Annotated in this window: 13 protein-coding genes; 2 read left to right on the forward strand and 11 right to left on the reverse strand. The window is 70.6% G+C overall.

What is annotated here, in order from left to right:
* Positions 1 to 51: 51 nt before the first annotated feature.
* From JT362_RS25180 to JT362_RS25225, 10 genes are all read right to left on the reverse strand, one after another.
* A complete protein-coding gene (locus tag JT362_RS25180; protein ID WP_260194203.1) occupies positions 52 to 768 on the reverse strand; it encodes an SAM-dependent methyltransferase in 717 nt (238 codons plus the stop codon).
* Positions 765 to 1,673, reverse strand: a complete 909-nt coding sequence (locus JT362_RS25185) for a GNAT family N-acetyltransferase (RefSeq protein ID WP_260194205.1) — start codon at positions 1,671 to 1,673, stop codon at positions 765 to 767. The genes JT362_RS25180 and JT362_RS25185 overlap by 4 nt, the downstream gene beginning before the upstream one ends.
* Positions 1,674 to 2,714: 1,041 nt before the next feature.
* Complete coding sequence (locus tag JT362_RS25190; RefSeq protein ID WP_260194206.1) at positions 2,715 to 3,560, reverse strand: PaaX family transcriptional regulator; 846 nt, start codon at positions 3,558 to 3,560, stop codon at positions 2,715 to 2,717.
* Between the two features lie 66 nt (positions 3,561 to 3,626).
* Complete coding sequence (locus JT362_RS25195; RefSeq protein ID WP_260194207.1) at positions 3,627 to 4,139, reverse strand: methylated-DNA--[protein]-cysteine S-methyltransferase; 513 nt, start codon at positions 4,137 to 4,139, stop codon at positions 3,627 to 3,629.
* A gap of 43 nt (positions 4,140 to 4,182) precedes the next feature.
* The gene (locus tag JT362_RS25200) at positions 4,183 to 4,422 is read right to left on the reverse strand and encodes a helix-turn-helix transcriptional regulator (protein WP_260194208.1); all 240 of its coding nucleotides are present in this window, start codon (positions 4,420 to 4,422) and stop codon (positions 4,183 to 4,185) included.
* Entirely contained in the window at positions 4,419 to 5,276 is an 858-nt protein-coding gene (locus JT362_RS25205) for an ABC transporter permease (protein ID WP_260194209.1), read from the reverse strand. The genes JT362_RS25200 and JT362_RS25205 overlap by 4 nt, the downstream gene beginning before the upstream one ends.
* A complete protein-coding gene (locus tag JT362_RS25210; protein ID WP_260194236.1) occupies positions 5,273 to 6,154 on the reverse strand; it encodes an ABC transporter ATP-binding protein in 882 nt (293 codons plus the stop codon). Before JT362_RS25210 ends, JT362_RS25205 begins: the two co-directional genes overlap by 4 nt.
* A 151-nt stretch (positions 6,155 to 6,305) precedes the next feature.
* A complete protein-coding gene (locus tag JT362_RS25215) occupies positions 6,306 to 7,115 on the reverse strand; it encodes an enoyl-CoA hydratase/isomerase family protein (RefSeq protein ID WP_260194210.1) in 810 nt (269 codons plus the stop codon).
* Between the two features lie 10 nt (positions 7,116 to 7,125).
* A complete protein-coding gene (locus JT362_RS25220; RefSeq protein WP_260194211.1) occupies positions 7,126 to 7,914 on the reverse strand; it encodes a siderophore-interacting protein in 789 nt (262 codons plus the stop codon).
* Positions 7,911 to 9,218, reverse strand: coding sequence for a lysine N(6)-hydroxylase/L-ornithine N(5)-oxygenase family protein (locus tag JT362_RS25225; protein WP_260194212.1), 1,308 nt, complete (start codon positions 9,216 to 9,218; stop codon positions 7,911 to 7,913). The genes JT362_RS25220 and JT362_RS25225 overlap by 4 nt, the downstream gene beginning before the upstream one ends.
* 111 nt (positions 9,219 to 9,329) lie before the next feature.
* Between JT362_RS25225 and JT362_RS25230 the strand changes: the two genes are divergently transcribed.
* The gene (locus JT362_RS25230) at positions 9,330 to 10,277 is read left to right on the forward strand and encodes a methionyl-tRNA formyltransferase (protein WP_260194213.1); all 948 of its coding nucleotides are present in this window, start codon (positions 9,330 to 9,332) and stop codon (positions 10,275 to 10,277) included.
* A gap of 79 nt (positions 10,278 to 10,356) precedes the next feature.
* Positions 10,357 to 10,731 carry a Stf0 family sulfotransferase gene (locus JT362_RS25235; protein ID WP_260194214.1) on the forward strand — a complete coding sequence of 125 codons (375 nt, stop codon included), beginning with the start codon at positions 10,357 to 10,359 and terminating at the stop codon, positions 10,729 to 10,731.
* Positions 10,732 to 10,739: 8 nt separating this feature from the next.
* Here JT362_RS25235 and JT362_RS25240 read toward each other — a convergent pair whose 3' ends face one another.
* Complete coding sequence (locus tag JT362_RS25240) at positions 10,740 to 10,949, reverse strand: MbtH family protein (protein WP_260194215.1); 210 nt, start codon at positions 10,947 to 10,949, stop codon at positions 10,740 to 10,742.

Raw genomic sequence — 10,949 nt, forward strand, 5'->3', positions numbered from 1 at the left:
GCGCTCCCAAACATGGGTAGCACCCGCCTCGCCGCCCTGTCAAAGGAACCGTCAGCGGCCGAGCACCAGGTAGGCGAAGCCGAGCACGCCGCGGTACGCCGTGAGGTACACCCGCTCGCGGCTGTCGATCCACTCCCTGACCTCACCCGCGCGCGGGTCGTCCTGGTTGGCCATCAGCCACTCCTGCTGCCCGGCCCGGTGCCGCGACTCGAAGTCGTCCCACTCGAGTTGGCTGGCGGTGCTCAGGTGCAGCACCCGCCATCCGGTGGCGTTCGCGGTCGTGACCAGGTCGGGCAGGGACAGGAACTCGTTGCCGAACAGGTCCAGCGCGCCCGGGGTCGGCGGCGCGGGCCAGCACCCGTCACCGATCAGGACCCGGCCGGACGGGACGACGTCGGCGAGCGCGGTCAGCATGTTGCGGGTGCCACCCAGCGTGTGCGCGGCGCCGATGCAGATCGCCCGGTCCGCGGTGCCGCGGAAGGACTCCGCCTTCTCCTCGACGAACTCGACCCGGTCCGCCAGCCCGCGTTCGCGGGCCGCTCGCCGCGCGCGGTCCAGCGCCGCCGGGTCGGAGTCCACCCCGACGGCCCGGTTGTAGGTCTTCGCGACCGCCCGGAGCATCAGCTCGCCCCAGCCGCAGCCGAGGTCGACGAGGCTGGTGTCCGCGGTGAGGGCCAGCCGCTCCAGCAGCAGGTCGGCGTGGTCCTCGGCCAGCGGGGTGTTCCATCGCAGGCGCGCGTACCGCGCGGCGGCGAGCGTGTCCGTCACTTCAGGTAGACCCTTTCCTGGCTGATGGGGTAGCCGGCGCGCGCGAACGTCGCCGCCATCGGGGTGTTCGTGGTGTCGGTTTCCGCGGTGATCTCCTCGGCGCCCTCCGATACGAGCAGGTGGGTGGCCGCGACCAGCAGGTCGTAGGCGTACCCGTGGCCGCGTTGCTCGGGCACCACGCCCACGAGGCCGATGACGGGACCACCGTAGTTGCGACCCGGGACGGTCAACCCGACCAGGTCACCGTCGGGGGTGTGGGCCAGCCGCCACCAGTGCCGGGGCGAGGGCATCCAGTGTAGGAACTCGAGTTCGTCACGGGCGGCGGCGTCCGCTCCGCCCTCGGCGCGGGCCCGGCGCTGGTGCGCGTCGAGCGAGCCGTGCACGATCCGGCGGAGCACGTCGAGGATGACCTCGTCGTCGGGCTCGGCCGTGAACCGGAGCCGGTCCGGCCGGTCGGGCAGCCCATCGGTGGGGGTCCAGGTGTACCGGAGCCGCTCGACGAACGGCTGCAGGCCGGCTCGTTCGGCGACCGCGATCCTGGCCTCGCCGGCGGCGCGAACGGCCGGGTCGTCCCGCCAGCGCGGCGGCAGGATCAGGCAGTACTCGGCGTCGACGCCGGCGGCCCGCAGGATCTCGACGGCGGCGTCCTCCTCGCCGGGCGCGAAGTCGAGCCAGTCGAGCGCGAGCGGTGCCGGGTCGTCAGGCCCCGCCCACCAGGCGGCGCGCGCGACGACCCGGTCGCCGCGCTGGGCGATCCAGGTCCACCCGAGGCGGTACTGGTTGCGTTCGAGCGTGGTGCGGTAGTCGCGCCCGAGCGTCTGCACGCCGACGAGCGGTGGCACGTGGAGCTGGTGGAAGAGGTGTTCCTCGCCCGCGTGGAGCGGACGCACGACCAGATCGGTCATCAGGTGTTTCCTTCGGGGTTCGAGGTGCTCCCTCAACCCCGCCGAAACGCCACGAGGGCGGGGCGGGAGCACATGATCGACGTGACGAACATGTCCGCACCTCCTCTCCGCGTCAGTGGCGTACGGGGACTCAACCACCCTGACCGGCACCCGTCCACCGAATTACCCGGCTCGGTGAACCTGCGTCCACCCATCCGTGTTCGTCCCCCGGGTTCGGTCACCGTGTGAACCCTGGCCCACAACGTCCGGGTGAGTCCCCGCGCCCGGGCGCAACACATTCCGTAACCGCATCCCCCGCAATGCCCCCGAATCCCGATCCCGCGCGGTTTTTCTGTCGGACCCCCATGGCACCGTCGTGATCATGACGAATGACAGCGAGCGGCAGCCTGACCTCGACCGACCCGTCGACCTGGTGAGCCAGCGAACCCAACGCGGCCTCGAGCTTCTCCGCGAACGAAAAGCGGCCCGGGCGGTCGTACGAGCCGAGTTCCAGATCCGCCGTGAACACGGACTGAGAGCACGCCACAAAGCGAAACTCGCCCACTTCGCCGCGCAACGTGCGTCCACCCCCGACAAGGAGACCCCGACGACGGAGAGACCTGACACAAGAGCAGCCTGACTCCAAGCTCGACGGGCGTCGGGACCGTGCCCCCTCGCACGGCCCCGACCACCCGCCGATCACCGGTTCCGCGTGCCCGGGGCAACAACACACGCGCCGCGACTGCCGGTCGCACGGTTCGACGTTCAGGATCTGGCCAGTTCGGCCGGTCACGTGTGTCGGGCGTCCAGGACCAGCCCAGTCCTTGCCGGTCGCGTGGGGCCGGTGTTCCGGACTTGGCCATCCCCGCCGGTCGCGTGGGGCCGGTGTTCCGGACTTGGCCATCCGTGCCGGTCGCGCGGCTCGGGTGTTCCGGAGCTGGCCATCCGTGCCGGTCGCGCGGCTCGGGTGTTCCGGAGCTGGCCATCCGTGCCGGTCACGTGGCTCGGGTGTTCCGGAGCTGGCCATCCGTGCCGGTCGCGCGGCTCGGGTGGCTCGGGTGGCTAGGACCTGGCCAGTTCGGCCCAGCGTTGTTGGGCCGGGTGGCGCCAGTGCTGGTGCTTGTCGTTGAACAGGGCGGTTGCCGTGGCGCCGGTCCAGTTCGGGGGCAGGAGGTCGGTCGGCAGTTGCGGGTCGAGGAACGGGAAACGGCGCCACTCGTGCACCAGCAGGGTTTGGGCTCGCAGGATCCCGTCGGGGGTGTCCGGGTCCAACGCGGTGAACTCGTCGATGAACGCCGTGTACCGCTCCGCCACGTCCGTCAGGTTCCACGCGCTCGCGACCATGTCGCGCTCCCGGCCGAGTGCGCCGTAGTTCGCCAGGAACGACATCGCCTGTGACGACAGGTCGAGTTCGTCGAGGATGGTCTTTGCCTCGGCCTCCGCGGTCGCGTGCGGGGTGATCCACACGCCGGGGGTCGGGCTGCCGAAGCCTGCCCAGCTCAGCCGCGTGCGCAGCTTGTGCCGCAGGTCGCGCATCGCCTCGGGGACCGAGACCAGGAGGACCAGCCAGCGGCCGTCCCAGTGCCGGTCGCCGCTGCCGAAGCCGTAGATGCGGTCGGCGCCCTCGACCAGCAGCCTTCGGCCCGGCGGGGACAGGCGCCACCGCACCCGGCGGCCGATCCGGTCGGAGCTCAGCCAGCCCTCCGCCGCGGACCTGGCCAGCGCCTGCCTGGCCGCCTTCTCCTCGACGTCGAACAGCGCCAGCGCGTCGACGAGCGTCGACGTCCAGACCGGCTCGCCCGCCGGCAGCACGTACTCGCCCAGCAGCGTCATCAGCAGCGACCGCGCGCTTCCGCCACTGACCTCCCGCCGTCGGCTGACCACCGGACGTGGGCCGACCGTGCCCATGAAAACTCCCCAGTTCGGTTTCGGCGTACGAGGTTCAACGGCCCATCGGGCCAAAAGGTGCGGTGGTTACCAGAGGCCCGGCGGAAGATAACCCTCCAGTGTGAGCAGTCGACGTTTCGACTCCACTCCGCTACCGCCGCTAAACCCGCCCAGCCCGTCGCCTGCCACGACCCGGTGACACGGCACCACGATCGGGATCGGGTTGCTGCCCATGATCGCGCCGATCCCTCGTGCCGGGATGCCGGTGCGGTGCGCCAGCTCGCCGTAGGTCACGACCGTTCCGTACGGGACCGTCTCGTACAGGGTGCCGAGTACCCGCCGCTGCGCGCTGGACATCAGCCGCCAGTCGACGTCGAGCTCGAACGCCTGTCGCCGGCCCGCGAAGTACTCGCGCAGCTGGGCGAGTACCCGGTCGACCGGCGCGGTGTCCTCGCCCTCCGCCAACCCCAGCCGGCCCGCCACCGCCGCCCGCACGTGCGGCGAGTCGGAGAACGCGGTGGCGACCACCCCGTCGGGGGTCACCGCCGCGAACACGTCCCCCAACTCCGTCGGCACGCTGCCGAACGTCACGCTGCTCATACTCGTCAGTATGCGCACCGCACCGACAGAAGGGAACGCACCGTCACGCCGACTGCGACGACTCGCCGATCCGGGGGAACGGCGAGGTGGAGAACACCACCTCGACCGCCACCCCGAAGTACTCCGCGATCCGCAACGCCAGGTGCAGGCTCGGGCTGTACTCGCCCCGCTCCAGGTACCCGATCGTCTGGTAGTGCACCCCGAGCGCCTCGGCGAGCTGCCGCCGCGACACCCCGCGCTCCACCCGCAACATCGCGATCCGGTTGTAGATCGCCTCGCTCACGCGACCCGCCGCATCGCGCGCTCCCGGCGCTCGGCGACGCTCGAGCCGGACTCGCGGCGGGCCATCCGCCGCAGCACCCACGGTGCCAGCACCAGTCCGGCGACCGCCCACGCCGAGAGGACACCCACGGTCTCCAGGTGCCGCCACGACTCGCCGATCTCCACGGCGGCCAGCTCGTCCGGCAGCAGTGCCGAGCGCATGCCGAGCGCGAGCCAGTAGATCGGGAACACCTGCGCCACGCCCTGCAGCCACTCGGGGAACGACTGGATCGGGTAGAAGACGCCCGAGATCGCGACCAGGCCCATCACCGGCATCATGATCACCCCGGCGTTGCGCGGGTTCGTGAACAGCGACCCGAAGATCGCCCCGAGCGGCAGCGTCGCGACCAACCCGAGCACGAGCACCCAGGCGAGGGTCAGCCAGGCGGTGACGCTGGTCAGCGCGATCCCGTCCAGCATGAACAGGCTCGGCACCAGCACGATCAGCATGCTCGCCACCGTCATCCCGGCGACCAGCACCAGCTTGCCGACCAGGTACCCGAGCATCCCGTTCGGGATCGCCTTGGCGCGCAGCAGGGTGCCGTCCTCACGCTCCAGCGCCAGCGACATCATCAGCGTCACCAGGCCGCCGAACGCCACGCTCATCCCCAACACGCTCGGCAGCGTCCGCGACCCGAGCGAGAAGTCCGTGCCAGGCACCGCCGCGCCGCGCATGAAGAACATGACCACCAGGAAGATCAGTGACGGGAAGATGTAGTTCCACAGGTCCTGGCTGTTGGTGAACGTGTGCCGCACCTCCAGCCCGCCCCGCCGCAGGCCGACCCGCGCGGCGTACAGCGCAGAGCCGGTACTCATGCCGTCACCTCCGAGAACTCGCGGACGGCCGCCTCGTGCTGTCCGGCCTCGAACTGGCGCACCATCGCCATGTAGACGTCCTCCAGGCTCGGCCGGCGGACCTCCAGGTCGCCGATCGCCTCGTCGTGTTCGCGGAACAGGTCGCGCACGAACGCGGTGGCGTCGTGCGTGGAGTGCACGAACCGCTGCCCGTCGACCGTCCAGCGCACCTCGGCCTCGGTCGACATCGACCTGGCCAGCTCGTCGGCGGTGCCGTCGGCGATGATCGTGCCGCCGGCCAGGATCAGGATCCGGTCCGCGAGCTTCTCGGCCTCGTCCAGGTCGTGGGTGGTGAGCAGGATGGTCGTCTCCTGGTCGGCGAGCCGGTGCACCAGGTCGTGGAACTCGCGCCTGGCCTCCGGGTCGAAGCCGGCGGTGGGCTCGTCGAGGAACAGCAGCTCTGGCCGGCCGACGATGCCGATCGCGACGTCCAGCCGCCGCCGCTGACCGCCGGAGAGCCGGGCGATCTTCTTGTGCGCGTGCTCGGTGAGTCCGACGACCTCGATCAGCTCATCGAGCGGCCACGGACGGGTGATCCGGTCCGTCGAGTACGGCGCGTAGTACTCGCCGAGGTGCCCGAGCAGCTCACGGATCCGCCACTGCCCGTGGTCCCGCCACGACTGGAGCACCACGCCCAGCCGCGCGCGCCAGTCCTCGCCCCCGTGCGCGGGATCGACGCCGAGCACGGCGACCTCGCCGGCCGAGCGCATCCGGAACCCCTCCAGGATCTCGATCGTCGTGGTCTTGCCGGCGCCGTTCGGGCCCAGCAGCGCGACCACCTCACCCGGTCGGGCGGTGAAGTTCACCCCGTTGAGGACATCCGTCGTCCCGTACCGCATCCGCAGATCGCGGACGTCGAGAACCACGTTCTCGTCGTGCCGGCCTACCTCCCGCGCCGGTGTGTCCGCCTCTTCCACCACGGCCACGGCCCCACCTCCTATCGAATGTGTCGGACGGACGATAGCAGGTGTACTACGGCCTGGCGCACGATTACTCCGAGGTTGGCCCGGAGAAGTCCGGGCGGCGCTTCTCCCGGAGCGCGGCCACACCTTCGCGCACGTCCGGGCCGTCGAACCCGAGGAACTCCAACCCCAGCGACGCGTCGAAGATCGGCCCGGCCTGCCGCAGCCAGTTGTTCAGCGCGTACTTCGTGAACCGCACCGCCGACTGGGACCCGGACGCGAGCCGGCGGGCGACCTTGAGCGCGGTCGCGTGCAGCTCGGACTGCTCGACGCACAGCGACACCAACCCGATCCGCTCGGCCTCCGCGCCGGACAGCGGTTCGCAGGTCAGCAGGTGGTACTTCGCCTTGGCCATCCCGCACAGCAGCGGCCACACGATCGCCGCGTGGTCGCCGGCGGCCACGCCGAGCTTGGTGTGCCCGTCGATGATGCGAGCGTCGGTCGCGGCGATCGACACGTCGGCGAGCAGCCCGGCGACCAGTCCCGCGCCCACCGCCGGACCCTCCATCGCGGACACGATCGGCTTCGCGCAGTTGATGACGTTGTAGACCAGGTCACGGGCCTCGCGCAGCACGCGGATCCGGACCGCGAAGTCGTCGGCCATGTCCGAGACCAGGTCGAGGTCGCCGCCGGCGGAGAACACGCCGTCCGAGCCGCGGATGATCGCCACCCGCACGTCGGGGTCCCGGTCGACGGTCTGCCAGACGCCGGCCAGGTCGCGGTGGCCCTGGTGCCCGACGGCGTTGAGCCGGCCGGGCGCGGACATGGCTACCTCGAGGATCCCGTCGCCGAGGTCCTGGAAGCGCAGGCTGGGGTACTGAGTCGCGTAGTCGTCCACCCGCCCATGCTTACTCCAGGGCGCTGCCCAGCAGCCAGTACCCAGCGAAGTAGATCAGCTCCTTCTCGATCTCCCGCTCGTTGACCAGGTACCGGCGCAGGTCGGTGACCGCACTCGACTCGCCCGCGATCCACACGTACGGCTTCCCGTCGGGGAACTCGGTGCGCCGCACGGCCTCGCGCAGCAGCCCCGAGCGCCCGCCCCGGCACAGCCAGGTCATCCGCACGTCCGCGGCCGACTCCACCGGCAGCATCTCCGCCGCCGAGCCCACCTCGGCGAACGCCAGCACCTCGCGGCCGGCCGGCTGGGCCTCCAGGATGGCGCAGATCGCCGGCAGCGCGGTGTCGTCGCCGGCCAGCAGCAGCCAGTCGGTGTCCTCCGGCGGCTTGAACTCGTAGCCGAGGATCGGGGTGTGCCCGGCGTTCGGCCCGAGGACCGCCACCCGGTCACCCGGCCTCGCCGCGCCGGCCCAGGTGGAGCCTGGACCGGTGTCACCGTGCAGCACGATGTCGACGTCCAGTTCGCCGACTTCGGGACGCAGGTACCGGATCGTGTAGGTGCGCATGAAAGCCCGCTCGTCGAGGGGCATCGCGCGGTACTCGGCGTACCAGTCCTCGCCGTCGGGCACCACCGGCTCGGTCTGCCCGGGGAGCGGGAAGAACAGCTTGATCCGCTGGTCGAAGCCGCCGCTGACGCAGCGGGCGAGGTCGGGCCCGGCGAGGGTGAACCGCCGCAGGTGCGGGGTGAGCTGCCGGACGGCGACCACCTCGGCGCGGAAGAGGGTGTAGGACTGGCTCACGGAAGGCTCCAACCGCTGTGGACGAGGGGGGCGGCACGCCGGTCGCTGATCGAGCGCAGGATCTGCCCGGCGCGGACGGCGGTGGTGGACAGCAGGGACGACGAGATGCCGTGCGTGTGCTCGGTGCCGCCCTGCAGGTACAGGCCGGCCCGCAGCTCGGGATCGGTGCGGACGCGGTAGTCGCGGGCCACGACCGGCCGGTCCTGGTCGTCGCGGTGGCACAGCGCGCCGAGGTCGCCGAGCAGGCGCAGCGGGTCGGCCGGGCGGTAGCCGGTGGCGTAGACCAGCACGTCGCAGTCGAGCACGGTCTTCTCGTGCGTGGTCAGCGACTCGACGGTGGCGCGCACGCCGTCGCCGGTCTCCACGGCCTCGGCCACCCGGGAGACGTTGAACAGCCGCAGGCGTGGGGTGCCGAGCACCTTCTCCTGGTAGGTGCGGCGGTACAGCTCCTCGATGAGGTCGGTGTCGACGACCGAGTAGTTCGTGTTGCCGTGGTAGTCGAGCAGCATCTCCTTGACGTGCTCCGGCGCGGCGTAGAAGTGGTCCACCGCGTCCGGGTCGAACACCCGGTTGGCGAACGGCGAGTCGTCCGACGGGCTGTAGCCGTACCGGGAGAACACGCCGCAGACCTCGGTGTCCGGGAAGCGGTCGTGCAGGAACTTGGTGACCTCGGCGGCGCTCTGGCCGGCGCCGACGACCGCGACCCGGCGGGGTGGCGTGGTCAGCTGCTCGACGCGGGCCAGCAGGTCGCGGTTGTGCCACACCCGTTCGGACGGCGTCGCGCCGTCGGGCAGGTGCGGTTCGAGCCCGAGGCCGAAGACGAGGTTGCGGGCGCGGTAGGTCGTGGTGTCGGCGCCGTGCCGGGCGATCACGTCGAAGGCGGTGACGTCGCCGGCCTCGGTGACCGGGTCGACCGCGATGACCTCGCGCTGGTAGCGCACGGAGTCGGCGACGCGGGCGGCGGCCCACTCCAGGTAGTCGTGGAACTCGACCCGCAGCGGGAACAGGGACTTCTGGTTGATGAAGTCCATGAGCCGGTTCGAACTGTGCAGGTAGGACAGGAAGCTGAACCCGCTGGTCGGGTTCCGCATGGTGACGAGGTCCTTGAGGAACGAGACCTGCATGGTGGCGTCGTCGATGAGCATGCCGCGGTGCCAGCCGAACCGCTCCTGCTTCTCGAGGAACAGGGCGTCGGTCTGGTCGTTCTGCTCAGCGATCGCGATCGCCAGAGCCAGGTTCGAGGGTCCGAAGCCGATCCCGATCAGGTCGTACACCGGGCTCGCGTCGGGGGGTTGCTCTGGCATTACCGTCCTTCCCTCGGCTACTGCGGAGGTAAGCCTAACCTAATCGGTTACAGTAAGGGTAGGCTCGCTTCACCTGCGTTACAGGTCACAGTCGGCGGTAGAGGAGTGGACATGCGCGTGGTTCTGTTCGGGTACCAGACCTGGGGGTACCGGACGCTCGAGGCGCTGCTCGCGTCGGAGCACGAGGTCGCGCTCGCGGTCACGCACCCGGCCTCGAACCACGCGTACGAGTCGATCTGGGGCGACTCGGTGGCGGAGTTGGCGGAGGCGAACGGGGTGCCGGTGCTGCTGCGCAACCGGCCGGACGAGGACGTGGTGCGCGCGCTCAAGGACGCCGACCCGGACATCATCGTGGCGAACAACTGGCGGACATGGATCCCGCCGCACATCTTCGACCTGCCGCGCCTGGGGACCCTCAACGTGCACGACTCGCTGCTGCCCGCGTACGCCGGGTTCGCCCCGGTGATCTGGGCGCTGATCAACGGGGAGTCCGAGGTCGGCGTGACCGCGCACATGATGAACGAGACGCTGGACGCGGGGGACATCGTGCTCCAACGCGCGGTCCAGGTGGGTCCCAGGGACACGGCGACGGACCTGTTCCACCGGACGGTCGACCTGATCGGCCCGATCGTGACGGACGCGCTGGCGCTGATCGCGGCCGGCAGGCGGGACTTCGTGCCCCAGGACCGGACGCGGGCGAGCTTCTTCCACAAGCGGTCCATTGAGGACAGCCGGATCGACTTCGGTTGGCCGGCCGCGGACCTGGACCGGTTGGTGCGGGCGCAGTCGGACCCGTACCCGAACGCGTTCTGCTACCACGGGGAGACGCGGCTGCGGATCGTGTCGGCGGCGGTGTCGGAGTCGCGGTACGGGGGCACGCCGGGCCGGATCTTCATCCGGGAGGGCGACGGAGTGGCGATCGTGGCCGGCGCGGATGCCAGGTTCGGCCGCAACCACGCCCTCCTGGTCCAGCGAGTACGCCTCGATGACGGCACGGAACTACCCGCTACGGACTACTTCCGCACGATGGGCGGCTACCTGACCTCGCACCCGGCGTAGCCTCGGACGAGGATCGTCTCGCGGATATCCGGTTGGGTTCGGCGTGGCGCTTGGTTGGCGTCGGCAGGTGGACGGGATCATGGCCGAGACGCTGCCGAAACTGATCGGGGACCTCGCCGAGGACGCTGGATCAGCGGTGGCCGACCTCGACCTGTTGAGCGCCCGGTCCGGGCGGCTCAAGTTCGTTCACCTGCGGCGACTCGATGTCGTGGCGCAGGCGGTGTCGTGGGCGAAGGCGCTGCAGACTCACTACTGGCATCCGGACGAGGCCGTCAAACCCGGAGGTCGACATCCTCACTACGACGAAGACCTGATCGGCCGGCTGGTCGGTGCGATCGAGAAGTTCGAGGCGGACTGGAGCCGGTGGTTCGCCGGACCATCTGGGTCTGCGCGTGCCGGCGGGTCGGCAACTGGTGATCGGGCACCGGCGACAGGCCGATTCAGGGCTCGCTGAACACCTTGTCAGCCGCCCATGCGTTCGAGGAGGGACTTGGGGCGGAGGTCGGTCCAGTGTTGCTCTACGTAGGACACGCAGGCGTCGCGTGGTTCCGGGCCGTGGACGATGCGCCAGCCGGCGGGTACCTGGGCGAAGCTGGGCCACAGTGAGTGCTGTTCCTCGTGGTTGACGAGGACGTAGAACGGGCCGTCCTGGTCGTCGAACGGGTTGGTCAT

The organism is Actinophytocola gossypii (assembly GCF_025165815.1).
Taxonomy (GTDB): domain Bacteria; phylum Actinomycetota; class Actinomycetes; order Mycobacteriales; family Pseudonocardiaceae; genus Actinophytocola; species Actinophytocola gossypii.

Bases quoted from the DNA above. Each gene is read 5' to 3' on its own strand.
- JT362_RS25185 (WP_260194205.1), bottom strand. From the start codon at position 1,673: ATGACCGATCTGGTCGTGCGTCCGCTCCACGCGGGCGAGGAACACCTC.
- JT362_RS25190 (WP_260194206.1), bottom strand. From the start codon at position 3,560: ATGGGCACGGTCGGCCCACGTCCGGTGGTCAGCCGACGGCGGGAGGTC.
- JT362_RS25195 (WP_260194207.1), bottom strand. From the start codon at position 4,139: ATGAGCAGCGTGACGTTCGGCAGCGTGCCGACGGAGTTGGGGGACGTG.
- JT362_RS25205 (WP_260194209.1), bottom strand. From the start codon at position 5,276: ATGAGTACCGGCTCTGCGCTGTACGCCGCGCGGGTCGGCCTGCGGCGG.
- JT362_RS25210 (WP_260194236.1), bottom strand. From the start codon at position 6,154: ATGCGGTACGGGACGACGGATGTCCTCAACGGGGTGAACTTCACCGCC.
- JT362_RS25225 (WP_260194212.1), bottom strand. From the start codon at position 9,218: ATGCCAGAGCAACCCCCCGACGCGAGCCCGGTGTACGACCTGATCGGG.
- JT362_RS25230 (WP_260194213.1), top strand. From the start codon at position 9,330: ATGCGCGTGGTTCTGTTCGGGTACCAGACCTGGGGGTACCGGACGCTC.
- JT362_RS25235 (WP_260194214.1), top strand. From the start codon at position 10,357: ATGGCCGAGACGCTGCCGAAACTGATCGGGGACCTCGCCGAGGACGCT.
- JT362_RS25240 (WP_260194215.1), bottom strand. From the start codon at position 10,949: ATGACCAACCCGTTCGACGACCAGGACGGCCCGTTCTACGTCCTCGTC.